Annotated in this window: 23 protein-coding genes; 7 read left to right on the forward strand and 16 right to left on the reverse strand. The window is 69.4% G+C overall.

The window, feature by feature from the left end:
- Window positions 1-24 precede the first annotated feature (24 nt).
- Entirely contained in the window at window positions 25-792 is a 768-nt protein-coding gene (locus J4573_RS00685) for an ABC transporter permease (RefSeq protein ID WP_307796430.1), read from the forward strand.
- A gap of 190 nt (window positions 793-982) precedes the next feature.
- Here the strand turns inward: J4573_RS00685 and J4573_RS00690 are convergent, their stop codons facing one another.
- From J4573_RS00690 to J4573_RS00700, 3 genes are all read right to left on the reverse strand, one after another.
- Window positions 983-1,303, reverse strand: a complete 321-nt coding sequence (locus J4573_RS00690; RefSeq protein ID WP_208253209.1) for a PadR family transcriptional regulator — start codon at window positions 1,301-1,303, stop codon at window positions 983-985.
- A 190-nt stretch (window positions 1,304-1,493) separates the two neighbouring features.
- Complete coding sequence (locus J4573_RS00695; protein WP_243772277.1) at window positions 1,494-3,116, reverse strand: multicopper oxidase family protein; 1,623 nt, start codon at window positions 3,114-3,116, stop codon at window positions 1,494-1,496.
- A 44-nt stretch (window positions 3,117-3,160) separates the two neighbouring features.
- Window positions 3,161-3,436, reverse strand: a complete 276-nt coding sequence (locus J4573_RS00700; RefSeq protein WP_307796432.1) for a DUF6059 family protein — start codon at window positions 3,434-3,436, stop codon at window positions 3,161-3,163.
- A 250-nt stretch (window positions 3,437-3,686) separates the two neighbouring features.
- On the opposite strand from J4573_RS00700, the gene J4573_RS00705 reads away from it, so the two are divergent.
- The 4 genes from J4573_RS00705 (at window position 3,687) to J4573_RS00720 (ending at window position 7,457) form a co-directional block, all read left to right on the forward strand.
- Window positions 3,687-4,751 carry a glucose-1-phosphate thymidylyltransferase gene (locus J4573_RS00705; RefSeq protein WP_208253211.1) on the forward strand — a complete coding sequence of 355 codons (1,065 nt, stop codon included), beginning with the start codon at window positions 3,687-3,689 and terminating at the stop codon, window positions 4,749-4,751.
- Window positions 4,752-4,851: 100 nt separating this feature from the next.
- Window positions 4,852-5,235 carry a SchA/CurD-like domain-containing protein gene (locus J4573_RS00710; RefSeq protein WP_208253212.1) on the forward strand — a complete coding sequence of 128 codons (384 nt, stop codon included), beginning with the start codon at window positions 4,852-4,854 and terminating at the stop codon, window positions 5,233-5,235.
- A 77-nt stretch (window positions 5,236-5,312) separates the two neighbouring features.
- Window positions 5,313-5,732: a cupin domain-containing protein gene (locus tag J4573_RS00715; protein WP_208253213.1), complete on the forward strand. Its 420-nt coding sequence runs from the start codon at window positions 5,313-5,315 to the stop codon at window positions 5,730-5,732.
- 306 nt (window positions 5,733-6,038) lie between these two features.
- The gene (locus tag J4573_RS00720) at window positions 6,039-7,457 is read left to right on the forward strand and encodes a sigma-70 family RNA polymerase sigma factor (RefSeq protein WP_208253214.1); all 1,419 of its coding nucleotides are present in this window, start codon (window positions 6,039-6,041) and stop codon (window positions 7,455-7,457) included.
- A 43-nt stretch (window positions 7,458-7,500) separates the two neighbouring features.
- Here the strand turns inward: J4573_RS00720 and J4573_RS00725 are convergent, their stop codons facing one another.
- Entirely contained in the window at window positions 7,501-8,760 is a 1,260-nt protein-coding gene (locus tag J4573_RS00725; RefSeq protein WP_208253215.1) for a PucR family transcriptional regulator, read from the reverse strand.
- Between the two features lie 189 nt (window positions 8,761-8,949).
- Between J4573_RS00725 and J4573_RS00730 the strand changes: the two genes are divergently transcribed.
- Window positions 8,950-9,762 (forward strand): DUF6585 family protein, encoded by an 813-nt coding sequence (locus J4573_RS00730; RefSeq protein WP_208253216.1) that lies wholly within the window; start codon window positions 8,950-8,952, stop codon window positions 9,760-9,762.
- A gap of 195 nt (window positions 9,763-9,957) precedes the next feature.
- Here J4573_RS00730 and J4573_RS00735 read toward each other — a convergent pair whose 3' ends face one another.
- Window positions 9,958-11,547, reverse strand: coding sequence for an MFS transporter (locus J4573_RS00735; RefSeq protein WP_208253217.1), 1,590 nt, complete (start codon window positions 11,545-11,547; stop codon window positions 9,958-9,960).
- Window positions 11,548-11,622: 75 nt separating this feature from the next.
- On the opposite strand from J4573_RS00735, the gene J4573_RS00740 reads away from it, so the two are divergent.
- The gene (locus J4573_RS00740; protein WP_208253218.1) at window positions 11,623-12,105 is read left to right on the forward strand and encodes a winged helix-turn-helix transcriptional regulator; all 483 of its coding nucleotides are present in this window, start codon (window positions 11,623-11,625) and stop codon (window positions 12,103-12,105) included.
- 178 nt (window positions 12,106-12,283) lie between these two features.
- Here J4573_RS00740 and J4573_RS00745 read toward each other — a convergent pair whose 3' ends face one another.
- The 11 genes from J4573_RS00745 to J4573_RS00795 all read right to left on the reverse strand — a co-directional run bounded on the left by J4573_RS00745 (window position 12,284) and on the right by J4573_RS00795 (window position 25,028).
- Window positions 12,284-12,964 carry a GTP-binding protein gene (locus tag J4573_RS00745; protein WP_208253219.1) on the reverse strand — a complete coding sequence of 227 codons (681 nt, stop codon included), beginning with the start codon at window positions 12,962-12,964 and terminating at the stop codon, window positions 12,284-12,286.
- Window positions 12,945-13,352 (reverse strand): DUF742 domain-containing protein, encoded by a 408-nt coding sequence (locus J4573_RS00750; RefSeq protein WP_208253220.1) that lies wholly within the window; start codon window positions 13,350-13,352, stop codon window positions 12,945-12,947. The genes J4573_RS00745 and J4573_RS00750 overlap by 20 nt, the downstream gene beginning before the upstream one ends.
- Before the next feature lie 7 nt (window positions 13,353-13,359).
- On the reverse strand, window positions 13,360-13,779 hold the full coding sequence (locus J4573_RS00755; protein ID WP_208253221.1) for a roadblock/LC7 domain-containing protein: 420 nt from the start codon (window positions 13,777-13,779) through the stop codon (window positions 13,360-13,362).
- Window positions 13,776-16,727 carry a nitrate- and nitrite sensing domain-containing protein gene (locus tag J4573_RS00760; RefSeq protein WP_208253222.1) on the reverse strand — a complete coding sequence of 984 codons (2,952 nt, stop codon included), beginning with the start codon at window positions 16,725-16,727 and terminating at the stop codon, window positions 13,776-13,778. The genes J4573_RS00755 and J4573_RS00760 overlap by 4 nt, the downstream gene beginning before the upstream one ends.
- A gap of 173 nt (window positions 16,728-16,900) precedes the next feature.
- Window positions 16,901-17,248, reverse strand: a complete 348-nt coding sequence (locus J4573_RS00765) for a hypothetical protein (protein WP_208253223.1) — start codon at window positions 17,246-17,248, stop codon at window positions 16,901-16,903.
- A gap of 537 nt (window positions 17,249-17,785) precedes the next feature.
- Window positions 17,786-18,241, reverse strand: coding sequence for an ATP-binding protein (locus tag J4573_RS00770; RefSeq protein WP_208253224.1), 456 nt, complete (start codon window positions 18,239-18,241; stop codon window positions 17,786-17,788).
- A 211-nt stretch (window positions 18,242-18,452) separates the two neighbouring features.
- Window positions 18,453-19,091, reverse strand: a complete 639-nt coding sequence (locus J4573_RS00775) for a PadR family transcriptional regulator (RefSeq protein ID WP_208253225.1) — start codon at window positions 19,089-19,091, stop codon at window positions 18,453-18,455.
- Window positions 19,092-19,395: 304 nt separating this feature from the next.
- A complete protein-coding gene (locus J4573_RS00780) occupies window positions 19,396-21,390 on the reverse strand; it encodes a fatty acyl-AMP ligase (RefSeq protein ID WP_208253226.1) in 1,995 nt (664 codons plus the stop codon).
- A gap of 6 nt (window positions 21,391-21,396) precedes the next feature.
- Window positions 21,397-23,169 (reverse strand): acyl-CoA dehydrogenase family protein, encoded by a 1,773-nt coding sequence (locus J4573_RS00785; RefSeq protein WP_208253227.1) that lies wholly within the window; start codon window positions 23,167-23,169, stop codon window positions 21,397-21,399.
- 672 nt (window positions 23,170-23,841) lie between these two features.
- Window positions 23,842-24,267 carry a nuclear transport factor 2 family protein gene (locus J4573_RS00790; protein WP_208253228.1) on the reverse strand — a complete coding sequence of 142 codons (426 nt, stop codon included), beginning with the start codon at window positions 24,265-24,267 and terminating at the stop codon, window positions 23,842-23,844.
- An 11-nt stretch (window positions 24,268-24,278) separates the two neighbouring features.
- Entirely contained in the window at window positions 24,279-25,028 is a 750-nt protein-coding gene (locus J4573_RS00795; protein WP_208253229.1) for an SGNH/GDSL hydrolase family protein, read from the reverse strand.
- Window positions 25,029-25,030: the final 2 nt, after the last annotated feature.

Here is a 25,030-nt window from a genome sequence, read left to right on the forward strand (position 1 = left end):
CATGATCTCTTCAAGGAGCCGGCCGTGCACTTCTTCCGCGACACCTATCTGATCTTCAAGCGGCAGATGATGCTGGCGCTGCGCAACCCCGCGTTGATCGCCACCACGCTGCTGCAGCCCGTGCTGTTCCTCGCCTTCTTCGGGCCGCTGTTCACCAGGGTCTACGACAAGGGCGTGCTGGAGGTGCCGGGATCCAACGCCTACGCGTTCTTCGTGCCCGGACTGCTGGTGCAGCTCGGGCTGTTCGGCGCGGCGTTCGTCGGGTTCACGATCATCGCCGACTGGCGGGCCGGGGTGGTGGAGCGCATGCGGGTCACGCCGGCCAGCCGGCTCTCGATCCTGCTCGGCAGGGTGCTGCGGGACGTCGTCATCCTCGTCACGCAGTCGATCGTGCTCGTGCTCGCGGGGCTGCTGTTCGGGATGCGGGCGCCGGTCGGCGGGATCCTGCTCGCGCTGGCGTTCATCGCGGCGCTCGCCACCGCGCTCGCGTCGTTCTCCTACACCCTGGGCCTGCTGACCAAAAGCGAGGACGCGTTCGCGCCCATCCTGAACTCGCTGATGATGCCGATGCTGCTGCTGTCGGGGATCATGCTGCCGATGCAGATCGGCCCGTCCTGGCTGAACTGGATCTCGCGGTTCACGCCGTTCCGCTACATCATCGACGCGATCCGGGACGGCTTCCGCGGCGACTACACCAGCTCGGCCATGGCCGAGGGCGGCGCCGTGGCGATCGGTCTCGCCGCGGTCTGCGTCGCGGTGGGCGTGCGGACCTTCCTGCGCGAGAACGCCTGACGAAAGCCCGATACGAAGACCCGGCACAAGACCCCGATCACCTGGCGCCCGGGCTGCGGCCCGGGCGCCAGATCATGTTCGGGGGTGGGGGTGGTGGGGTGGGCGATGTCTGGGGTGGTGGTGTCTTAGGGGGTATCCGAGGGGTGGTGTCCGAGGGTGGTCGGCGCTGCGACGACTCAGCCGGGCCGGCTCAACCGGTGCCGAGAACACCGCCGACGATCGACGCGAACTCGCGCCAGGTGTCGCGTTCGCTGGTCAGTTCGGTCCTACCGCGAGGAGTGAGGCTGTAGGTGCGCCGCTTGCGGCCGTCCACCTCGCTCCACTTGCTGTCGACGAAGCCCGCCCGCTCGAGGCGGCGCAGGGCCGGATAGATGGTGCCCGAGGGCAGATCGAGAGCACCGCCGCTACGCGAACGAAGCGCCGCAATGATCCCGTACCCGTGGAGGGGCCCATCCTCTAGTACAGCGAGAACCAGCGAATCCAATCGCCCACGGAGTACTTCCAGCTTCATAGTAGAAAGTCTACACATTGTGGGGACGGTTCTGGCAAGCCTCGGGCGGCCGACCAGCGATAATGCGGTCGGCTCCCCCGGACTTCGTTAATTCGTTCGTTCACGAGGTCCCACCTCCAATTGTCAGGTATTCGGCTACCGCCTCGTGTTAAGACCTAACCCGTCAGTTAGTTGAGTCCTACCTCGTATCTCACGTCACTTCGAGGTTGGCCATCATGGCCATGTCCTCGTGTTCGAGGTTGTGGCAATGGAACACGTAGCGGCCGCGGTATCCGGCGAAGCGGATGCCGATCTCGACCTCCTCCTCCGGCAGCACGTCGACCGTGTCCTTCCAGCCGGCGTCGCTCGGCCGCGGGTCCTTGCCGTTCCTGGCGAGGACCTGGAAGTGGCCCATGTGGATGTGCACGGGATGGTGCGCGTTGCTCTTGATGAGCCACCGTTCGGTGCTGCCGAGGGTCACCCGGGCATCGACGCGGTTCGGGTCGAAGGCGTTGCCGTTGATCGTCCAGGTCTCGTAGCCGGAGCCGCTGCGGGAGAACTTCACCGAGCGGGTGACCGAGGACGGCGCGGCCAGCGGATCGCGCTTGACCAGCGTCGACGGCACCGAGCTGTCGTCGGAGGCCTTCCGCGCCACATGGAAGCGCATCACGTGGCCGGTCGTCCCCGACCCGAACCTGTTCACCAGCGTGACCTGGGTGCCGACCGGGTAGGCGCTGAAGTCGACCACGACCTCGAAGCGCTCGGCCGACGCGATGGCGAACGAGTCATGGTTCACCGGCCGTTCCAGCAGGCCGACGTCGCTGCCGATCTGGGTGAACGCGGCGCCCTTGGGCGGCGGCGGGTCCAGCGCGAGCTGGTAGCGGCGCGCGTTGGAGGCGTTCAGGATCCGGAACCGGTACTTGGCCGCGTCGACCTCCAGGACCGGCCATGGCGTGCCGTTCACCAGGATGACGTCGCCCAGCAGGCCCTTCATGTAGTCGTGCGTGACGCCCGGCTTGCCGGTCAGCGAAGGGTCGATCGACGGGTAGTGGAACGAGCCGTCGGCGGCGAACGAGCGGTCGCAGATCATCAGCGGGATGTCGCGGTCCCCGCGCGGCAGCGGCAGCGCCTGCTCGGCGTCGTCGCGGATCAGATGGAATCCCGCCAGGCCGCGGTACACCTGAGGGCCGGTGAAGTCCATCCGGTGGTCGTGGTACCAGAGCGTCGCCGCCGGCTGCGCGAGCGGGTAGACGTAGTCGTAGCTGCCCTGGGCGATCGACTTGTCCACGCGGACCCGGCCGCCGTTGCCCGGCAGCAGGAAGTCGGTCGGATAGCCGTCGTACTGCGTCGGCGTCACCCCGCCGTGCAGGTGGGTCACGGTCGGCAGCGACAGCTGGTTGGTGTGCCGTACGACGGTCTTGCGGCCGCTGCGGGACTCGATCGTGGGGCCGGGGAAGCGGCCCTCGTAGCCCCAGACCTCGGTGGTGTATCCGGGCAGGATCTGCGCCTTGGCGGACTTCTGCGTGATCTCGTAGTAGTCGGCGTCGGCGTCGCTGCGGACCGGCTTCAGCACCGGCGGGATCGCCAGCGGGGCGGTGAACGGCTGCGGCAGCTTCGCGTCGCTCTTCAGCAGTTCACCCTCGCTGGACTTGTCGTCCTTGCCGCTCTTCTCGTCCTTGTCGTCCCCGTCGTCGCCCGAACCGTGGGAGCCATGACCGTCCGAGCCGGAACGGCCCGCGTCATGTTCGTGCGACTGGCAGGCGACCGCGATGGAGACCAGGGCCATGCCGCCGCCGAGCCCCAGCACTTCCCTGCGCGTGAATTTCGATGCCATCGTCCTCTTCCGGCAGGTGAGCAGTGTGCCTACATGTAGTTTACCTACACGGTAGGCCATCCGCCCATGTTCAGTTCGGCCCATAGCCGAGATGCCTCTTCGGACAGGGGTTCGTCCGGAACCAGACGCTCGGGGTGCGCGGCCGGCGGCAGCGCCGGGGTCGCGAGCGCCTCCCCCGGGCACTCCTCCTCGTCCTCGTCCTCGGAGGTGAGGTAGTGGTGGAGCTGCCTGGGCGTCATGCCCATCACTGAACAGCCGTAGTAACTCAGCCCGGCCCAGAATTCGCGCAGCAGTCGCCGCGGCAGGCTCGGTCGCATCATGTCCTCCCGGCGGGAGCGTGGTCCTTCCCCAGGACGCAGTCTGGAAGCCGCCTCTCAAGCGACGCTGGAACCGCGATAAACCCCCGATGGCGCCCGTTCGAGCCGTACTGGACGCGCCCTGGACGCACGCTGCCCGCACCCGCGACGGCATGCGGCGGCCCTCGACCTCTGCTCGAGCGGGGCGTCCGACCATGGCGTCGTTCAGCGGTGGCGTCCATCGGCGGCGCCGCCCGACTCTGGGAGGTCGCTCATGAAGGCGCTGGTACTGTGCGGCGGGCACGGGACCCGGCTGAGACCGATCACGCACACGTCCGCGAAGCAGCTGGTGCCCATCGCCAACAAGCCCGTTCTGTACTACGGGCTGGAGGCGCTGCGCGACGCCGGCATCGAGGACGTCGGGATCATCGTCGGGGACACCGCGGCCGAGGTGCGCCGCGCCGTCGGCGACGGGTCGGGCTTCGGGCTGCGCGTCACCTACATCGAGCAGGAGGCGCCGCTCGGGCTCGCGCACGCGGTGCTCATCGCGCGCGACTACCTCGGCGACGACGACTTCGTCATGTACCTCGGGGACAACTTCCTCGTCGACGGCCTGACCGAGGTGGTCGACCGGTTCCGCGCGACCCGGCCGGACGTCCAGATCATGCTCACCCCGGTCGCCGACCCCAGCCAGTTCGGCGTCGCCGAGCTGGACGCCGACGGGCGGCTGGTCAGGGTGGAGGAGAAGCCACGGTCGCCGCGCAGCGACCTGGCGATCATGGGCATCTACCTGTTCACCCCGGTCGTGCACGAGGCCGTACGGTCCATCAAGCCCGACCCGCGCGGCGAGCTGGAGATCACCACGGCGATCGAGTGGCTGCTGGAGCACGACGCGCGCATCACCTCGCACATCGTGCACGGCTACTGGAAGGACACCGGCCGCGTCGAGGACATGCTCGAGTGCAACCGCCTGGTCCTGGAGGACCTGGAGACGCGCGTCGAGGGCCACGTGGACGAGCGCACCGACGTCGTCGGCCGGGTCGTGGTCGAGGAGGGCGCGCGGATCAGCGGCTCGCGGCTGGTCGGCCCGCTCATCATCGGCGCCGACGCGGTGATCAAGGACAGCTATGTCGGCCCGTTCACCTCGATCGGGCCCGACTGCCTGCTCGCCGACACCGAGGTGGAGTTCTCGATCGTGATGGAGCGCTCGTCGGTGCTGGGCGTACGGCGGCTGCGCGACTCGCTGATCGGCAAGGACGTCGCGATCAAGCCGGCCTCCGTCACCTCCACCGCCCACCAGCTCGTTCTCGGCGACCACAGCCAGGTCAGGATCGCCTGACCCGGCCCGTCCGGCGCACGCCAGTGATTCATAGTCCAGCGCGATTCGAGCGGCCGGGTGTGCGATGTGCTCACTGGCCACCGTGCAAGGAGAGGTTTCCATGCCATACGCGGCAATCACCTATCGCGTCGTACCGGGCAGCGACGACGCGCTGGCCGAGATCTTCGGCGACTTCCAGCGGGTGGACACCCCCGAGCTGCGCGGCGAGGACGGCGAGCCGGTCGGGCGGCTGCTCGGCACCGCCGTCTTCGTCAAGGACGAGTTCATGGTCCGGGTCATCCACTACGAGGGCGACTTCGTGGCCATCGCTCAGCACATGGCCCGGCAGCAGGGCGTTCACAACGTCGAGGAGCGGCTGGCGCCCTACCTCACGCACCGGCGCCCGGCCTCGACGCCCGAGGAGTTCAAGGAGAACTTCCGCAACGCCCTGATGCGCTGCGTCATGCAGCTCTCCGTCGACACCCACCCGGCCGACGCCTCCTAGGCCGAGCCGGCCGACCACCGTCCGCCGGGGCTGACCACCATCCGCCTCCACCGGCTCCGACCTCCTAGGAGGGCTCTGTGTCCACACCGCTCATCAACAAGATCACGGCGCAGGACGTCGCCGCCAACCGCCGCCGCGGCGGGGACATCCGCGTGCTGCTCAGCCCGAAGACCGTGGCGTCCACCTCCGGGTTCTTCGGCGTGCTGACGCTGGAGGCCGGCGAGTTCATCTCCGAGCACCGCCACCCCTACTCGGAGGAGTTCCTGTACGTCGTGCGGGGCTCCCTGCTCATGCGGATCGAGGGCCGGCCGATCCGGCTGGAGCCCGGGGACTCGCTGATGGTGCCGATCAACGAGCGGCACCGGCTGGAGAACGACGGCGACCACCAGGCGTTCGTGGTCTTCCACCTCAGCCCGCTGGCGCCGCGCCCCGACCTGGGCCACGTCGACTGCGAGCCGCTGCCGAACCCGGATGAGGCGGCCCCGCACGTCGGATGAACCGCCGTCCGGGCAGGCCCTCCGGCCTGCCCGGCGGCCGGTCATCGGCCGGTCATCGGCCGGGCGGCGATCCGTCGGCGACCCGTCGGCGACCCGTCGGCGGCCGGTCGTCGGCCGGTCGGCGGCCGGTCGGCGGCCGGTCGTCGGCCGGTCGGCGGCCGGTCGGCGGACAGGCCGCGAGAAAAAATCGCCGAACCCGCATAATCAACCGCTTACCTTTCCGTCGTACTCAGAAGGTGACAACTGGGACCGGTGAGGGTTGTGGTGAAGTGCGAGCTTGGGTTTGATGGCGGAGTGGTAACTGGCGTGAGCCTGGAGTCGGACGCCGACCTCGCGGCGGCCGCCCGTTCGGGCGACGAGCAGGCCTCGGACGAGCTCTTCCGGCGTCACCACGAGGCCGTCCTCCGGTACGCCCGCGGCCTGGTGCGCGACCAGCACACGGCCGAGGACCTGACCAGCGAGGCCTTCACCCGGACGATCGCGGCGCTGCGCCAGGGCATGGGACCGCGCGAGGCGTACCGGCCCTATCTCTACACGGTCGTACGGAACGCGGCGGTCGACTGGGCCCGCGACGGCCGCCGGACGGTGGTGACCGACGAGGTCGCCGAGTGGGCCGAGGGCCCCGCCGAGGACCTGCCGGACGTCGACGAGCTGGACACGCTCGTGCGTGCCTTCCGGTCGCTGCCCGAACGCTGGCAGACCGTCCTCTGGCACACGATCATCGAGGACGAGCCCGTTGAGCGCGTCGCTGAGCTCCTCGGCATGGAGACCAACGCCGTCACCCAGCTCGCGTTCCGCGCCCGCGAGGGGCTCCGTCAGGCCTTCCTGGCGGCGAGTTTCGACGGCCGCCCGGAATGCGCGGAGTTCACTGCTCAACTCGCGGCTCACGCGAGGCGGCCGGGGCGGCGGCGCGGGCGCGCGCTGCGCCAGCACCTGGAGTCGTGCGACCGCTGCCGCCAGGCGGCCGAGGAGATGACCGACCTGAACACGCGGCTGCGGCGCGTTCTGCCGATCGGGATCGCGATGCTGGGCGCGCCGTCGGTCTCGCTGGCCGCCTTGCCCGCCGCGGCCACCTTCCCGGGCTGGGCGATCCCCGCCATCGTCGGCGGGGTCGGTGCCGCGATCGTGGCGATGTTGTTCGCGACGGTGGGGAACGGTCCGGACAAGCCGCCTCAGGCCGGTCCGCCGCCCTCGGCCGTGCCGTTCCCGGTGGCCCCTGCGAGCCCGACCGTTTCGCCGCAGACCGAGGACTCGCGCAAGGGCGGGCCCAAGGCGGCGCCCAAGAAGGCCAAGCCGCCCAAGAGGACCGCGGCGACACAGGGGCAGTCGCAGATTCGCAACACGACGCTTCAGTCATGCCTGGCGGCAAGCGGCAGCTCGGTCAAGCAGACGTCCTGCGGGGGCAAGTCGACGAGCTGGCGGCGTACTACCAAGAGCGGCGGATTCACGCTCACCAATGCCGCGACCGGGACCTGCCTGGCGCGCGGTGCCGCGGCCCCAGGGGTTCCCTGGGAAAGCAGCACCGAGTACGCGGTCGTCCTGGCCCCTTGTGGGGGCGCACATCAGGTGTGGAAGCTGGACGGCTCAGCCCCTACCGGCGCGCGTCTTTCCAACGGCGACGGCTGGTACCTGCAGGCCAGCTGGTCCGGCCTCGCGCCGGTGACCCTGAAGAAGGCCTCGTACGCGGGAATGGCCGCCCAGGGCTGGTCCATAGAACGCGGCTAGCAGTAGCTCCAGCTCGGTCTCTGAGCGCTGGAAGGGCATCTCGTCAGCCGATCCGGAGCTGGTCACGGGCCGGGATGGGCTGCTCGGAGTTGAGCGTGAGCCAGGCCTGCAGCACCATCTGGAGCTCCAGGCGGCCCTCGGTGGCGTGCAGGGTGTCGCCGAAGAGCTCCTCGAGCTGGCGGATGCGGTAGCGCACGGTCTGCGCGTGAACGTGCAGGCGACCCGAGACCTCGGCGGCGTTGAACCCGCACTCCAGGGAGATCAGCAGGGTCTCGGCCAGCCGGTAGCGCTGCGCCGGCCGGACGCTGAGCAGCGGCCCGAGCCGCCGCCGGATGGCCCGTTCGACGAACTCGCGGTCCTGCATCATCACGATGATCGGCATGTGCGCCTCGGCGACGACCAGCCGGGTGCCCGAGATCAGGCCCTCGTCGGCCAGCGCCAGGGCCTGGCGGGCCCAGCGCAGCGACTTGGCGACCTCGGTGATCTCGACCGTCGGGCCGATCGCCGCGCTCCAGCCGCGCAGCTGCCTGGCCAGCGTACGGTCGCGGCCGGGCCCGTCCGGGTCCGGAACGATCAGGCACGGCTCGGGCAGGTGCAGGCCCACCAGCACGTCGGGGAACAGCGTGGGCCGCTTGGTGTCGGTCCCGCGTTCCTTCAGCGCCACGGCCGCGACGGTACGGGGCAGTGGCCAGGCCGCCTCGTGGGCGGGCTCCCTGAGGTCCTTGGCGTCGGCGGGCTCGCCGAGCAGCAGGTCGAGCAGGCGCCGCCGCCGGTCCTGGCGGGTGCCCTCCGCGCGGGCCTCGGCGTCGGCGTGCCCCTCCGCGACGATCGCCGCGATCTGGTTCAGGTAGCCGAACACCGCGTTGGTGATGCCCGCGACCGTGGCCGCGCTCGTCTTGTGGCCGAGCTGGAGGCCGCGTTCGGTGAGGCGTTCCACCGCCACGCCGGCGCCGATCCTGATCGAGGCCTGCCACGTGTCGAGCGTCCGCCCCTCGGCGGCCTCGCCGGCACCGACGCGCCGCCAGAAGTCCACCACGTCGGCCGAGGGCGTGTCCGGGTCGGCCATCAACTCCAGGAAATGGCCGATGGCGTACTCCACCCCCAGCACGAGCGCCTTGCCGTACCTGGGGTCGTGCGGCCGAACGAACTCCGGCAGGTCCTTCTCGATGCTGGCCACCGCCTCGGCGGCGATGGCCGGCACGTATCCCCGAAGATCGTCGGCGATCCGGGCGCCCTGCTCGAACGAGAAGCCGAGCTCGAAGCGGCGCACGGGAAGGGGGACCACCTGGCTGAGGTCAGTCAATGAGATCTCCTTCACTGGAACGTCGTGACGGAGAGACGACAGGTGCCCGGCGAGATTACGGACTTTCATCAAGATTTTCTTCGCCCGCCGCCCGCCGCCGGTGGACCATTCATTGACAGACAACATTGTCTTTTAGAGGATGGCCGTCAAGCGTCCCCGCCCAGCCCCTCGAAACACCGGAGCTCCCCGATGACCCAGCCGACCGCAAGCCACGGCCAGTCTCCGCAGGTCAACCAAGCGGCCGGCGCGCAACGCCTGGGCACGCACCGGGCCGCCTACATCCCCGAGCCGGTGACACCCTCGTCCCGGCTCCCCCTCCTCATCGCGCTCACCGTCATCTCGGCCCTGGTCCTGGTCATCGGCCTCATCACGACCACGGTCGTGATGTTCATCATCGGCATGGCGTTCACCGTCGTCCTCGCGCCCCGCTGCATCCGCGAGGTCTACATGAACCAGCGCAACCAGAACGTGGGCCGCCGCCGCGCGAACTCCGAGCTGCACCTCTACGACCAGGGCCTGGTGGTCGTCCTCAACGGCGACCTGGTCCGCGCGTTCCGCTGGGACACCGTCACCGTGCTCCAGGAGATCGTCCGCCACCACCGCAACGGCGTGCACATGTACACCACGTACGCCTACACAATGTCCGACGCCAACGGCCCCGACATGATCCTCAAGGGCGGCTTCCCCCGCCCCGACGAGTGGGGCCCCGCCATCCAGGACGCCGTCACCCGGGCCCAGCTCCCGAACGCCATCACCGCCCTCCGCGAGGGCCGCACCCTCTCGTTCGGCGACATCCAGCTCGCCCACGACGCCGTCACCGCCCGCGGCAAGTCGGTCCCCTGGTCCCAGATCGACGAGACCCGCGTCAAGGACGGCCAGGTCTCCCTCAAGGTCGCCGGCAAGTGGCGTTCCCTCACCACCACCCCGGTCAGCCGCATCCCGAACTTCCTCATCTTCTACGCGGTCGCCGAGGAACTCCGCACCTCAGCCCACCGCGCCTGAAGACTCCGCGCCTTGGACGCGCACCCCGGACGCGCACCCCGGACGCGCACCCCGGACGCGCACCCCGGACGCGCACCCCGGACGCGCACCCCGGACGCGCACCCCGGACGCGCACCCCGGACGTTATGGCGCCCGGTGCATCCTGGTTGCGGAGAAACCAGGATGACCGGGCGCTCAGGGTGACCGGTCCCGCGGTCACCCCTGGGGACGCGTCGGCACACTCGGGCGACGGTGTGCGCGCGTCCGCGGTTCTCCCCTTAGGTCTGTGTCGAGTCGATGCCCCGGACTGGGGTCGACCAGCTGGATGACTCTTCTGGGCTCCTGGAGGCGGATCGCAGCGGTGGCCGCTTCGGGCACCGGCAGCGCCAGGCTCGCCTGCGGCAGGCGGGCGGAGGGCTGCAGGACCGGCTGCGGCTTGATGCGGGCCGGGGTCATGCCCAGCGCCGCCACGGCCGCGACGATCATGAAGGCGCCCACGACCAGCCAGGCGTTGATGAACGCCTCGTGCGCGTCGGCGTAGCCGCGCGGGGTGCCGAGGACGGCCACGGCGAGGGCGACGCCCAGCACGCTGCCGATCTGGCGGCTCATGTTCACCACGGCGCTGCCGGTGGCGTAGTTCTGCGGCGGCAGGTCGGCGGCGGCGGTCGACAGGATGGTGGGCAGGGCCAGGCCCACGCCCACTCCGCCGACCAGCCAGCCCGGCAGCAGTTCGCTGACGTACTGCGGGCTCGAGCCGAGGTTGGTCACCATCATGGAGATGCCGAGCGCGACGAGCAGGCAGCCGACGCCGGTCACGACGCCGACCGGGATGCGCTTGGCGACCAGGATCCCCGCGATGACGGCGAACACCGGGACCATCAGCGGGCCGGGTGCGACGCCCAGGCCGGTGCGGATGGCCGAGTAGCCCCAGACCTCCTGCATCCAGAGCACGCCGATGAGCAGGTTTCCGGCGAACGCGACGCTGAAGAGCAGGATCGTGGCGTTGGACCAGGCGAAGGTCCGTACCGCCAGGAGCCCGGGCTCGATGACCGGCGAGCTGTGCCGCAGCGAGCGCAGCCAGAACACCGCCAGCACGAGGACGGAGACGCCGATCATCACCAGGACGCGGTCGCGCGACCAGTCGTTGATCTTCACCAGGCCGAGCGACAGCAGCGCGACCGCCGTCGTCAGCAGCACCGTGCCGGGAAGGTCGGGGATCCGGGTCGACGCGCCCTCGTTCGAGTCGGGCACGTAGCGGAGCGCCAGCAGGCCCGCGACGATGCCGATCGGAACGTTGACCTCGAAGACCCAGCGCCACGACGCCTCGACGAGAACTCCTCCAAAGGCCGGGCCGGCCGCGGCCGCCAGCGCCGCGGAGGCCGACCAGATGCGGACGGCACCGGCCCGGCGCTCAGGAGGGAACACCGCCAGCAGGAGGGCGAGACTGGTGGGGATCAGTGCTGCCGCACCGAAGGCCTGGAGCACACGGAAGGTGACCAGCGACCACATGCTGGGAGCTATGGCGCAGGCTTGGGACGCCAGGACGAAGACCTCGATCCCGAGCAGGAACCCGGTCTTGCGCCCGTAGCGGTCGGAGAGCCGGCCGAGCGGGACGAGCAGCGCGGCGAAGACGATCGTGTAGCCGTTCAGGACCCAGGACAGGTCGGAGAGGGATGCCCCGGGGAAGTCACGGCCGATGTCGTCGAACGCCACGTTGACGATGAACAAGTCCAGGCCCGCCATGAAGGAGGCCAGGCAGAGCACCGCGAGAACTATCCGCGACCGCACCTGACTTTGGACTGCCATAGTCAGGGACTCTAGCGAGGAAAGCTGACTTTGGTCAATAGAAGTCAGCCTTGGATTCGGCGTATACTCAGCGATGTGACCATCACACTGCAGGGGCACTATGCGGACCGGGACAACTGGTCGATGCAGAACTGCCCGGTCGCCAGGACTCTGACAGCGATCGGCCCGCCCTCGGCCGTCCTCGTACTCTGCGAGGCGTACTTCGGCACCAACAGGTTCGGCGACTTCGTCCGCAACCTGGAGATGACCGAATCCGCCGTGACCGACCGACTGCGTCACCTGGTCGCCGCCGGAATGCTCACCCGGGAGCCCTACCAGGAGCCCGGGCAGCGGACGCGGTACGAGTACCACATGACGAAGATGGGCCTGGCGCTCGCTCCCGCCCTCATCAGCCTCATGGAATGGGGCGACACCTATCTCCAGGGGGAAGACGGCCGCCTGGTCAACCTCGTGCACGCCGACTGCGGCGAGGCCGTCCGCACCGAAGTGCGGTGCGAAGCCGGCCACGACGTCGCCATGGACGAGGTCATCATGCGCGCCCCCTGGGATGCACACTGACCGGACTCCCTTCCAGGGGTCCGGACGGATAAGGGAGTCCGGTCAGCGACCGGGGCCCGGGCCAGAGTCCGTGCGGGACTGAGTCCGGGAGCGACAGGCACCGGTCCGGGAGCGAAGATCGCCGGCCCGGAAAGGGCGGTCGTCAGCGGGGAATGATTCCTCGGCAGGGGTTCGGTCGTCAGCGCAGGCGGCCCTCCAAGGGGCTCTCCACCGCGTCGCCCACACCCGACGGGACCGGATTGCCGGCCAGCCGCAGGGCGTGCTCGACCAGGCCCACCAGGACCCGCTTGGCGGAGTCGTTCCGCCGCGCGTCGCACAGGATGACGGGGACGCGGGGGTCGATGTCCAGCGCGTTGCGGATCTCCGGTGCGTTGTAGCGGTCCGCGTCGTCGAAGCAGTTGACCGCCACGACGAACGGCGTGCCCTTCTCCTCGAAGTAGTCGATGGAGGCGAAGCTGGCGGTGAGCCTGCGGGTGTCGGCCAGCACGACGGCGCCGAGGGCGCCGCGCGACAGCTCGTTCCACATGAACCAGAACCGTTCCTGGCCCGGCGTGCCGAACAGGTAGATGGCGACGCCGTCCCTCAGCGTGATGCGGCCGAAGTCCATGGCCACGGTCGTGGTCGTCTTGGCCGCCACGCCGTCGAGGTCATCGACGCCCACACTGGCGTCGGTGAGCGCCTCCTCGGTGCGCAGCGGCCGGATCTCGCTGACCGCGCCGACGAGGGTCGTCTTGCCGACGCCGAAGCCGCCGGCGACGAGGATCTTCAGCGCGACCCGCGGGCCGTCGTGTTCCTCCCGTTCCGGGTCCGCTCGGCCGTTGGCCGGATCTTTCGGTCGGTCAGAGCGCGCGGAGTTCATCAAGAACCCTCCTGAGCAGGTTCTGATCTGTATGGGGGGCGGCGGCGGGCGACGTCCACCGCTGAACGGCGACCAGCCCGGAGTCGAGCAGGTCACCGGCGAGCACCCGGATCACGCCGAACGGCAGATCCAGCTCGGAGGCCAGATCCGCCACGGCGTGCGGGCGACGGCAGAGGGCCAAGAGGCGCCGCTGCTCTCGGGTCAGGCGGCCGGGCTCGGCAGGCGGCGTACCGGTCGCGACGAGAATGGTCACGATGTCGAGCGGTTCGCCGCGGGGCCGGGTCCGGCCGCGCGTCACTGCGTACGGACGGACAATCGGCCCGGCGGCTTCGTCGAACCATCGCTCCCTGCCCGGACCGTACTGGCCGCCAGGGGCATGCTGTTCCATTTCCGGCTCACCCGGATCCCGTTCCCGCTCCGTTGTGCCGTAGGCCGGTGGAGAGTTGCCGGCCGACGCGTTTGACCAGCATCGTCATCTCGTACGCGACCAGGCCGGCGTTGGCGCCGGCCTCGCTCAGCAGGGCGAGACAGCTGTTGGCCCCGGCGGGCACCACGAAGAACAGGCCCTTGTCCATCTCGATGATGGTCTGCCTTATCTCCCCGGAGTCCAGTTGGGGCTTGGCCCCGATCGCGAGGCTGTGGAACCCGGCCGCCAGCGCGGCCAGGTACTCCGAGTCCTCGCGGCCGACGTCGCGGGACGACCCCATCACCAGGCCGTCGCGTGACAGGACCACGACCTTGCGTACCTGAGGTACCCGATCGACCAGGTCGTTGAGCAACCAGCTCAACTCCGAGCCGACTCCCTGCTGGGTCATGACGGTCCTCTTCCTTCTGGGTGATCGGCCGGCCCCTCGTCCTCGTCCCTGCCCCGCAGCCAACCCGCTTGCAAGGCCGCGAACAGGTCCCTGGACGCCTCCGCCGAACGTTCCTCCCAGGCGACCAGTGTGTCGTCCGGGTCGTACTGGCCGTACGGGTTGACCGGCTCCTCGTTGCGCAGCTGCGGAGCGAGGCTGGCCCGCTTGACGCGCCGCGGCAGCGGGGCGCGTGACCCGCCGGGGCCGTCTCCCTGGTCGCCGAAGGACGTCGGCGTCTCCCAGGGCATCGGCTCGGTCGTCGGCGCGCGATAGGTCTCCGGCGCCTTGTACGGCCCGTTGAACGAGCCGGGGGGCTCGTGACCGTGCGACGTGTCGAAGTGCGACGTGTCGTGGGTCGAGGGCGCGTTGTAGGAGGTGGGGACGCTGTAGAAGGTGGGCGTGTCCTCGTCGAACGCCGGGGCGTCCTGGTAGGTCGGCGCCGCGTGATAGGTCGGCCCGCTGTCGGCCGCGGGGTCGGGCGCGGACGTGCCGCCCGGTCCGGGCTCCCATTCTGAAGGAGCGGTCTGCTCGCCGCCGGGCGTCGAGCCCGGCATGGCGGTGCCCGCCACCGGGGTGTCGCCGGCGTTCACCCCACCGACGTCGCCGATCTGTGGATCGTGGACGTCCTGCGTGCCGTTGGGCGGCTGCGGACCCATGCGGGTCTGCGGGCCGCTCGGCGTCTGCGGGTCACGGATCGCCCGCACGTCACGGAGTGCCTGCGGGTCATGGAGCGCCTGCGTGTCGCCGGACGTCTGGGCGCCGTTGAAGTGACCGTTCGGGTGGCCGTTGCCGTTGCCGTTGCCCGTCGGTGAAGGTCCGGGGCCGGTGTCGTACGGCGTCGGCGCGTTGAGCATCGACCGGGACTGGGGCGTCCAGGTCTTTCCGTCGCCGCTGCCGTTGCCGTTGCCGTTCCCATTGCCGTTGCCCGTGCCGTTGCCGTTGCCGTTGCCGTGGCTGTCGGCCGAGATCGGGTGGATCTCCTTGGTGATCGGCCGCACGTTCTTCGGCATCGCGTTCGCCGGCTGCCTCCGTACGGTCGGCACGCCGCTGACCACGTCGTCGTCCGCCTGATCCAGGTCCACGATCAGCTCACGCGGGATCAGCACGACCGCGCTCACTCCGCCGTACACCGACGGCTGCAGTGCGACGCGGATGCCGTGCCGGCCGGCGAGCCGGGCGACCACGAACAGGCCGAGGCGGTCGGTGACGGCCAGGTCGAACTCGGGCGGCTGCGACAGCCGCAGGTTGAGCGCGTCCAGCTCCGCCTGGTCGAGCCCGATCCCCCGGTCGACGATGTCGACCGCGAAGCCGTTCGCACCCATCTCACCGCGCACCAGCACCTCGGTCGGCGCGGGCGAGAAGACGGTCGCGTTCTCGATCAGCTCGGCGAGCAGGTGCACGACGTCGGCGACGGTCTCGCCGATGAGCGCGGCACCCTCGGTGACCACGATGACCTCGACCCGGGTGTAGTCCTCGACCTCGGCGACCGCCGCGCGGATCACGTCCTCGACGGGCACCGGCCGGTTCCAGCCGCGGCCGGGTGACGTACCGGACAGGATGACCAGGCCTTCCGCGTGCCGGCGCATGCGGGTGGTGAGGTGGTCCAGCCGGAACAGGTCCTCGAGCACCTCGGGATCGGAGGCGCGGCGTTCCATCTCGTCCAGCATCCGCAGCTGCCGGTGCAGCAGCGACTGGCTGCGCCATGCCACGTTGAGGAACACGCGGCTGATGCCCTGCCGCAGGTACGACTCGCGTACCGCCGTCTCGATCGCGGTGTGCTGCACCTTGGTGAACGCGTCGCCGACCCTGGCGACCTCCTTGGTCTTGCCGGTGGGCAGCGGCGGGGCCTCCGCCTCGACGTCGACCTCTTCACCACGGCGGAGTCTCGCCACCACCCCCGGCAGCCGGTCCTCGGCCAGCTGGAGCGCCGCGCGCTGCAGGTTGCGCAGCTCGCGCGAGAGGCTCCGCCCGGCGAGAACCGACAGGATGATGGACGCGACCACCGCGAGCAGCCCGAGGCCGCCCGCCAGGATGAGCCGGTTCACGACCCGCTGGCCGATCGGCTTCGCCAGGTCGTTCAGCGCCAGGGTCGCCTGCATCACGGTCTGTCCCCAGCCCTGCGACACCAGCGACGTCGTCGCGGTCCAGTTGGCCGCCTCGGGAGGCAGCTGCGAACCGCGCGAGTTGACGATGGCCGACTCCATGGCGCGGTACCGCTTGTACGCGTCGGAGTTGGCGAGCCGTTCCAAAGGTGCGCGCAGCGCGGGCTTCAGGTCCGCGAACCCGGCCTCGAACTCCAGCCGCCCGTTCGCCGCCCACTGCACGAAGGCCAGGTGCTCGGTCGCCGACAGCTTGCCGTTCTTGGCCAGCGCGGACGAGACCAGCGCGTCCTCGCGCAGCATGAACGCGCGGGAGTTGCCCATGTTGATGAGCGCGCGTCCCTGCTTGAAGATGTCCAGGTCGTTGACGATCACCAGGTCGTTGAAGACCTGGATGACGCTGTCGAGCACCGTGCTGTAGGAATCGATGACGTCGAGCGTCTCGACCCGGCCGGAGTCGACCTGGTTCCTGAGCGCCGGCAGCCGGTCGAGGGCCTTGGTGGCCTCGGCCAGGCGCTGCTTGGTCTCTGGCGTGGCCGCGTCGGTCGCGTCCGAGGAGAGGGCCGCCTTGCGGAACGCGCCCTGGATCGCCGACACCCTGGCCCGCTCCACACCCAGTTTCTGTTTGTCCTGGGCATTGCGCGTGCTCATGGCGACCACGCTCATCGCCCGTTCCTGCTGGATCTCATTCACCATCTGGAGCCCGGGGAGCACCATTTTCTCGTACGTCGTGGTGAAGTCGTACTTGTCCAGCGCCGCCCCTAGAGTGATGTTCGCCGCGAACCCCCAGAGGCCGACCAGAGAGACCATGGGAACGAGCAGAAGGGTCGCGATCCGCAGTCGGATCGACCGCCTCCTGGGGCTCTTTCCCGTGCTCGTCGCATATCTGGTCGGTATGGACGACGGGCGTCGGTCGCTGCTCATTCAGATCCCGCCCTCGTGCCTGATCGTGTAGTCCAGTGGTGTGCGCCGCGGACCCGGCTTTACGCCCTGACCTGGTCCGCGACCGTTCTCGCAACCAAACGGTGGAGGCGATCTGTGATCATCGACACCGCTTCCGCGTGGCCGCGCACGGCCCTTTCCCTGCTCGTATACCGGCCGATGTCGGCGTGCAGCGCGAGATCGGACACTATCGTTTGCCATAGCAATGGCCTCCCATTCGCCGCGAATCCCTGATCGATTACGGTGAACCATGTCGAGACGACCACCACGACGGTTCCGACGCGAATGACGTCCTGCGCCAGAAGGCGCGCTCGCACATCGAGCAAAAGACGCTGCGCCTCATCCGAGGTGGCGGGCCTCCCATCTTCTCGATACCAGTCCACGGACATGGAAATCCCCCTCTCCGCCGGTCGACACGTTCACAGGGATGTGCTGACGACGCGTACTTGGGCATGTGAACCCGCTTGCTGCTTCCATTCAGGAATCGCGGAGGGAATCTGGGAGCGCTCGGCGCCGAGCCCTGTAGGGCGGGCACGCCTGTCTCCCAGGACGTCGGGGTACGGTCCGGCGGCAGGCAGCCTCAGGACGGCCGGCCGCGCGTCAGCGCGGTGCCCGCCTGCGGATTTCTGCTCGCCCTTGTGTGCCGCTCGTTCTCAAGCCGCCGCTTGCCTCGGCGTTCTTCGCCCGTGACGTCGTCGCCCGCTCGCGGTGGGCCGCTCGCTCGCGCCGTGGCGCTCTCGCGCCGTGGCGCTCGCCGGCGGCCCACCGCTCACCTGTGGTGGGCGCGCTCGCGGATGCTCGCCGTGTGCTCCCGGCGACCGCTCACCGACCGCCGTACCGCTCCGACCGCGATACGGCGTTCGCTCGAGGGTCAGCGTGCTGGAGGCACCGGTGCCGCGCCCGCGAGGGCCCTGCGACGTCCGGGGTCAGAACGCCGCTTGGGAGGCCAGCAAGCCGGTTTCGTCGAGCGGTGACCAGGCGCGTACCTCACACCACACCGATTTGCCGGTGGTGGTGAGATCCGTGCCGTGCCTGTCGGCGATGGCCGCCACCAGGAACCAGCCGCGGCCCGTCTCGTCCAGGAGGTCGATCTGCCTGGTGATCGGGATGACCGGGCAGGGATCGTGGACCTCGATGCGCAGCATGGAGCCCGCGCGGACGGCGATGAGACGCAGCGTGCGTTCCTCGGTCATGGCATGCCGTACGGCATTGGTGACCAGCTCCGACGCGAGGACCTCGGCGTCGTTCTCGACGTGCGAGATCTCGTGAGCGGCGGTGATGGAGCGGATGAACCGCCGTGCGCGCGGCACGGACGCCGGCGCGGCCGGCAGGTCCAGCTGGCCGAGGGGCAGCCCGGTGAGAACGGCCGCCGCCCCCGCCACGGCCGCACCGGATGGCTCTATGGGTTCGTGAGGTCTTTCCATTGTGCTTGGTTCGCCCGACATGGTGGGCGCCTCCTTTGATGGGGCGCAGTGACCACGGTCGGCAGAGCCGGGACGCCTTGCCGTTCGGGCCACAGGGGGGTGAATTCCGGCGCCGCTGGGACGTGCGGCACCACGGGGTGGAGCGGAGGCATCGCCGTACGGGACGCGGTCATGGCGTCTCCGGTCCGTCGGTGTCGGCGGCCGCGTCGGAGTCGGTCGCCGACTCCGCATCGGCTCCCTTCTCGTCCTCGACCGCGGCGGCGCGCTCGCGCAGCAGTTGTGCGGTGCTCCGGTAGCACTCGTAGTTCTCTTGCTCGAACCGGCGACCGCGTAGGCAGGTGAGGTAGGGACCGATCGGCGAGCCCTCGCGCAGGAACGTCTCTTCGTCCGTTTCTCCGCGCAGGCGCTCGAGGGTTCTCTCGAAGAGCGCGACCTTGGCCAGAGCGGTCTCGGCCCGCTCCTCGAGTTGTTTGATCACCGCTGCCGAGGACGTGTGGTCCACGGCCTGAACCATGACGAGCAGATCCTCACGGATGATCCCGGGCCTGGCCGGGGTCTGGGCGAAGCGCTCCAGTTCCTCGATCCCGGCACCGGTGACGGTGAACACCCGCTTGTTCGGCCGGCCTTGCTGAATGATCTGCCGTCCGGTGATCAGGCCTTCGGATTCCAGTCTGGTCAGCTCCGTGTAGAGCTGTTGCGGGACCGCGTGCCAGAAGTTGGAGACCGCGATGTCAAAGATCTTGGCGAGCTGGTAGCCGCTGTACTCGCCGTCGAGTAGAGCCGCGAGGACCGCGTGACGCAGGGCCATTGATCCATCTCCCCATGTTCTTGCGTAGTCCTAGATGTTACTAGGTCAGATTCTGACTGCTAGTGATTTCACCCAGGTTGTCTGGAATTCACTTTTGCTGTCGACCCCCTCTGGACTGCGAAAAGACCTCACGAACCGACCGGTAACCGGCCTTGACCTGCACCGTGTCAACCGGGTGAAGATCGCCGCAACAAGATCCACTCATTTGTCCAAAGTCTTTTCGGGCTGGCCGCCATGCTCGTTCGAGACATGCCACAGACCCCACGACCGTACGAATCCCCGGTCGTGGGGTGTCTCAAGGCCGCTATTCGTGAGTCGCGCCCGCTGCGTCGAGGGCCGGATCGAGGTCGCCCGCGAGCTCGATGATCTCCCCCGTGAGGTAGGCGTTCCTGGTCGCCTGTCGCTGGATCTTCCCGCTGGTCGTCCGCCGCACCGCCCCGCGCCGGCACAGCACGACGCTCAGCGACGGCAGGCCGAACGTGTGCGCGACGGTGGTCCGGGTGAGCGCCGCCAGCTCGGGCAGCGGCATTCCGCCCGCCGCCGCGGCCCGCACCTCCTGCACGACCATCACCCGTTCGGTCCCGGCATCGACACCGCCGCCGATCCCGGGCACGGTGTCGAGCGAGAAGGCCGCCGCCGTCAGCGCCGCCGGGTGCACCGACTGCGAGACCTCCTCGATGTCGTGCGCGTAGATGTTGCGCCCGTTGACGATGATGAGGTCCTTGATCCGCCCGGTGACGTACAGCTCTCCGTCCGCCAGGAAGCCCAGATCGCCCGTGCGCAGGAACGGCCCCGCGCCGTCGGCGGTGACCGCGTGGAAGGTCTCCCGCGTCAGCTCCGGCCTCCCCCAGTACCCCTGGGCGACGCTCGGTCCCGCCACCCAGATCTCGCCCACCTTGCCGTCCGGCAGCACGACGCGGGACTGGGGGTCGACCACCCGTACGTCCAGGCTGACCGGCCGCCCGCTGCTGACCAGCCGCCGCGCCCCGGGCTCCTCGACGCCGGCTGCCTTGCCGGCGTCGACTGCCCTCGGCGTGATCGGGCTGATCGGGGTGACGGAGCCGACGACGGTGTCGGCGGTGCCGGCGGTGCCGGCAGTGTCGGCGGTGCCGGCAGTGTCGGCGGCGGTGTCGGCCGGGGTCGCCGCACCGAGCAGTGACAGGTCGCGGGCGAGAGCGGTGTGATGGCTCAGGCCCTTCTCGTCGAACTCACGGATCACCGCGCCGCTCTCGACGGGCGACGCCGAGATCAGCAGGGTTGCCTCGGCCATCCCGTAACAGGGCATCCACGCGTCGGGACGGAAGCCGACCGGGCCGAACCGCTCGACCATCTTCTCCAGCGTGCCCGCGCGCACGGGTTCAGCTCCGTTCTTGGCCGTACGCAGGGAGGACAGATCCAGGCCCGTCAGCTGCTGATCGGTGACCCGGCGCAGGCACAGGTCGTACCCGAAGTTGGGCGCCACGGCGATCGTCGCGCGATGCCGCGTGATCAGTTCGAGCCACAGCACGGGCCGTTTGATGAACGTGATGGGCGAGGTCAGCACATAACTGAAGCCGCAGTAGAGCGGCTGCAGGATCTGACCGACCAGGCCCATATCGTGGTAGTGCGGTACCCAGCCCACGCCGAGCGTGTCGACGGACCCGTCGATGCGCCGCCTGATCTCCTCCTCGTTCGCGAGCAGGTTGCCGTGCGACACCATCACGCCCTTGGGATCGCTCGTCGAACCCGAGGTGTATTGGAGGAACGCCAGCGTGTCCCCGTCGATGTCGGGCATCGACCAGTCGCCGGGATCGGCGCCCGCCTCGATGCCGTCCGCCTCGATGCCGTCCGCCTCACTGCCGCCCGCCTCGATGTCGGTCGTCAGGCAGCGGACCCGGCCGCCGAGGCCGGTCTCCTCCAGCCAGGCCATGATCGGCGCGTGGTGCTGGGCGTCGGTGAGGATGCACGCCACGTCGGCGTCCTCGATGATCCGCAGCGTTCGCCCCGAGCGGCCGGCGTCCAGCTCGGGCAGCGGGGCCGGAACGGCGATGACCCGGGCGTACAGGGAGCCCAGGAACGCCGTGAGGAACTCCAGCCCCTCGGGGTAGAGCAGGAGCACGGCCCTGTCCTGCAGGCCCAGAGCCTGCAGGCGAGAGGCCACCGCGCGAGCCGCGGCGTCCAGGTCGGCGAGGCCGTGCACGTCCTCGCGGTAGGTCCGGCCGGGCCCGCGTTCCTCGGTCACGAAGGTGAACGAGGGCGTGTTGCCGTAGGACTGGACGTTGTCCCGGATCACCGAGACGAAGTCTTTCTGCGGAAACATCGGACGTCACCTGTTCCTGTGCAGGTCCGGGAGGTCGTCGCCCTCGGACAGGGACCGCAGGGAGAACCATCGGCGTTCGGTGGAGCAGCGGAACATCACTGCCTCCAGCGCCGGGAGATAGTCCTCGGACAGCTCGGTGTCGGGATGGATGCGCTGCAACAGCCGTTGCAGGCACAGCACGAGCCATTCGCCCTCGGCGAAGACGCCGCCGAACTCGCGGCGGTTGTGCAGCCAGGTGAGGATGCACGACATCATCGCGTGGATCTCGATGTAGCGCCGCGCCCGGTTGAGCGCGGCCACCGAGGTCGTGTCGCTCGGGTTGGCCCGTACGCCCGCGTGAAGCTCGGAACGCAGATCACCGATCCGCGTCACCAGATCGCTGAGCTCGGCCGCGACCTCGCTGGACGCCTCGGCCTTGGCGGTCGTGAGGAGACTGTCCACGGTCTCGTCGAACCGCTGGCCGATCTCGTCGTGCCCCTCGTTGGTGAGCTGCAGCAGGCGGCCGTCGGGCTTCCAGGTCGGCGGCGTCATGGTCCAGGTGAACAGGTCGGCGAGCAGCTCCTCGTCGGCTCCCGTTCCGGCCGGGCCCTTGACGAGGTAGGGCAGCTGGGCCGCCACGTTCGCCAGGTTGACGTGCGTGGTGCCCTCGAAGATGCTCGCGATCGCGTGGTCGCGCTGCAGCTTCTGGAACACGCCGTGGGCCACGCCCTCACGCAGGTAGCCGCGTGCGGCCAGCACCGTGCCGATGCTCGCCACGACCTCGTCGCCCACCACGGGCACGAAGTACTTGGCCATCGACGACCACAGGCTGAGCCGTGCCGGCGAGACGGTGAGGCAGCGGGCCACCGGAACCGCGAAGCACTCGGCGATGAGCAGGTCGAGATGCGTCTTCACCAGGTGATCGCGGATCACGGGGATCTGGTAGATGTCGGCGCCGTAGAGCGTGCGCTCCAGCGCGTATTCCATGCCGATCCGTACGACCGCGTCCATGGTGCCGACCGACAGCGCCGCGATGGCCGTACGGGTGATCTGCAAGGTCTTGAGCGTCTGAACGAGCCCGGAGCCGCGCCGGCCTACGACGCAGTCCATCGGCAGGCGGGCGTCCTGGAACGAGATGCCGCTGAGGTCGTGTCCGCGCAGTCCCACCGTTCTGACGGGCGGCAGGACGGACCAGGTGTCCGGATCGAGCTTGTGCTTGTCGACGAGGAGAAGCGAGAAGTCCCGCGAGCCCGTCTTGGCGTACGCGGTGACGAAGCGGCCGCGGGTCGCGTTGCCCACGGGCCACTTGGTGCCGGTCAGCACCAGGCCGTCACCCTCGGGGTCGGCCTTGGCCTCGGAGGCCATGACATCGCTGCCATGGTCGGCCTCGGACACCCCGAAACAGGCGAGGTCGCCGTTGAGGATCCCGTCGGCGACGGTCTCCTGCTGCTTGGCGCTCCCCCACAGCCAGACCGGGTTGACGGCCAGCAGCCCCGAGCCGTACATCACCGCGAGGGTGACGCTGCGCCGGGAGACCCCTCGGGTCACGAAGAAGAGTTCTTCCAGTGTGGTGAGGCGCCCACCGAGATGGCACGGCACCAGGAACGCGGGGAATCCCCATCGGCGAAGCGCGGTTACCGCGCCCGAGGGCAGTTCGCCGGCTTCCTCTGCGTCGACGATCGCCTTGTATGAAAAGGGTCCGGCGTCGTCGTCCATCGGGTCGCCCAGGTAGGCGTCCAGATCGGCGGCGATCTCTTGCGCCGGAGTCCACTCCGTGCGGACTGCGACCTTGCTGTTCATTCTTCGACTCCCTCTTGCTGAGGCAGAGCTTGACCGGTGGCGGGTGCGAACCACCGGCACCCGGCGTGTTCGGCTCACACGCCGTCATCAGGTCATGCGCGCGCCGCGAGAGCGTGCGAACGACACCGGTCCGGCGGAGTCAGCCGCCCAAGCGGGCGCAGGCGACGGGGCACGCGTCGAGCGGGGCGCGAGCCTCCGGTCGTCGTGCGCACGCCTAAGAGATCTGGCGTACGCCACCGTCCCGGGGACGCCATCCGGCGGGGATGGATGACGCCTATCCGTTCGAGCGCCCTCCCCGGCACGTGCGACGTCGCCCTGGGGGCCACACGCGCATGCGCACGAGGTGAACGCCTCTACTGGTCACATGCCATTCGTCCGCCACAGACTTCGGTCCATGCGGAGGCAGCCCGCCCAGGTGGGGGTTCGCCGCGAAACGCGGGGCTTCGCCGCGAAACCGTCCAGGCAGGCGCCCGCCGGGGCGGGGCGCTGCCGGAACGAGCGGAGAACACTCGTTCCGGCGAGCACCGCCCGTCTGTGCACCACTGCCGTCAGCGGAGACCGCGGAAACCGTTGCCGGAACCCGGGACACCACCGGTCGGGGTGGGCGTCGTCGGTCGGAGGGACGACGCCGCGTCTGGCCGGATGCATGGCATGACGTGCTGGGCGTCGCGGCTAAGGGGGTGACGCCCGTTCCTCCATTCGTCTGCCGACCAGCCGGGCCAGGGTCATGGCCGCCGGTAGCGGGCGGATCATGACGGTGAGGCCGCTGATCAGACCTGCTTCGTTGAACCGGATGAGATCCAGTCCCTGAACGGACTTGTCCATGACCCGGGCCTTGAAGATGAGGGCCTGAGTCGGCGGATTGCAGAGCTGGTCGGACAGGTCGTCGTGGGCGGAGCTCACCAGTTCGTCGGTGTAATGGAAGTCCTCGAAGACCTCCAGGAGCACCCGGATGAGCGCGGCGACCGCGTCCCGGCCCTGATAAGGCCGCACCACCACCGGACTGTGAAACTCGATGGCGGGATCCAGCGTGCTGGTAATGGCGGAGAGGTCCTTCGACTCCACCGCCGAACGGAATGTCGCGGGAATGGTCCGCACCTCGCCCCCCATCAGTGCGCGGGTTGCACTGTGAGAGGAGAAATGAGACCGGCCAGATCGTTGGCCCATACCCGGTAGCCGTCCGACGACGGATGGATGCCGTCGGAGGCGAAGAGTTCGCGGTCACTGGCCATGGCCTCGTCCATCGGCGCGTGCACCGCTCCGTTGGCGTGCGCGACCTCGCGCATGATCCGGTCCATGGCCCTGGCCTGCGCGCCGATCACCAGGCGCATGGGCTGCGGGATGGCCGGGAACCGGTGCACCGGGGGCATCCCCGCGACGATCACTTCGGCGTTGCCGTATCTGGCGCGCAACGTCGAGATCAGGTCGGTCAGGTCCGCGCCCCACTGCTCGAGCGATCTGCGTCGGATGAGGTCGTTGATCCCGACGGTGATCACCACGAGATCCGGGTCCGTTCCGTTCAGTGCCGGAACGAGGTCGGTGACCACCCTGCGGGCCGTGGCGCCGCGTTTACCGGTGACCGACCATGCCACGCTCCTCTGGAGCTGGCCTTGCAATGCTTCGGCGAGGAAGCCGGGCAACGCTTCCGCGTGCACCGGCGCGCCCACTCCCGCGGCGGTGGAATCGCCGATCAGGACGAAGCGGAACGTCGGCTCGGTGCCGGCCGTGACGCCGTGCTCGGCGCCGGACGCGGGATCGAGCCGCGGCGACCTGCGGGCGGTCCGGCGTGCTTGGACGAGCACGACCGGCGCGAGCAGGAGTCGCAACAGCTGGTGCGGGAACGAGATTGGTCTCTTCATCT

The sequence above is a fragment of the Actinomadura barringtoniae genome (assembly GCF_017573505.1).
Lineage (GTDB): Bacteria > Actinomycetota > Actinomycetes > Streptosporangiales > Streptosporangiaceae > Spirillospora > Spirillospora barringtoniae.

Bases quoted from the DNA above. Each gene is read 5' to 3' on its own strand.
- J4573_RS00735 (WP_208253217.1), bottom strand. From the start codon at position 11,547: ATGGCAGTCCAAAGTCAGGTGCGGTCGCGGATAGTTCTCGCGGTGCTC.
- J4573_RS00700 (WP_307796432.1), bottom strand. From the start codon at position 3,436: ATGATGCGACCGAGCCTGCCGCGGCGACTGCTGCGCGAATTCTGGGCC.
- J4573_RS00710 (WP_208253212.1), top strand. From the start codon at position 4,852: ATGCCATACGCGGCAATCACCTATCGCGTCGTACCGGGCAGCGACGAC.
- J4573_RS00755 (WP_208253221.1), bottom strand. From the start codon at position 13,779: ATGACCCAGCAGGGAGTCGGCTCGGAGTTGAGCTGGTTGCTCAACGAC.
- J4573_RS00760 (WP_208253222.1), bottom strand. From the start codon at position 16,727: ATGGTCTCTCTGGTCGGCCTCTGGGGGTTCGCGGCGAACATCACTCTA.
- J4573_RS00730 (WP_208253216.1), top strand. From the start codon at position 8,950: ATGACCCAGCCGACCGCAAGCCACGGCCAGTCTCCGCAGGTCAACCAA.
- J4573_RS00765 (WP_208253223.1), bottom strand. From the start codon at position 17,248: ATGTCCGTGGACTGGTATCGAGAAGATGGGAGGCCCGCCACCTCGGAT.
- J4573_RS00690 (WP_208253209.1), bottom strand. From the start codon at position 1,303: ATGAAGCTGGAAGTACTCCGTGGGCGATTGGATTCGCTGGTTCTCGCT.
- J4573_RS00750 (WP_208253220.1), bottom strand. From the start codon at position 13,352: ATGGAACAGCATGCCCCTGGCGGCCAGTACGGTCCGGGCAGGGAGCGA.
- J4573_RS00695 (WP_243772277.1), bottom strand. From the start codon at position 3,116: ATGGCATCGAAATTCACGCGCAGGGAAGTGCTGGGGCTCGGCGGCGGC.
- J4573_RS00795 (WP_208253229.1), bottom strand. From the start codon at position 25,028: ATGAAGAGACCAATCTCGTTCCCGCACCAGCTGTTGCGACTCCTGCTC.
- J4573_RS00785 (WP_208253227.1), bottom strand. From the start codon at position 23,169: ATGAACAGCAAGGTCGCAGTCCGCACGGAGTGGACTCCGGCGCAAGAG.
- J4573_RS00780 (WP_208253226.1), bottom strand. From the start codon at position 21,390: ATGTTTCCGCAGAAAGACTTCGTCTCGGTGATCCGGGACAACGTCCAG.
- J4573_RS00745 (WP_208253219.1), bottom strand. From the start codon at position 12,964: ATGAACTCCGCGCGCTCTGACCGACCGAAAGATCCGGCCAACGGCCGA.
- J4573_RS00775 (WP_208253225.1), bottom strand. From the start codon at position 19,091: ATGGCCCTGCGTCACGCGGTCCTCGCGGCTCTACTCGACGGCGAGTAC.
- J4573_RS00705 (WP_208253211.1), top strand. From the start codon at position 3,687: ATGAAGGCGCTGGTACTGTGCGGCGGGCACGGGACCCGGCTGAGACCG.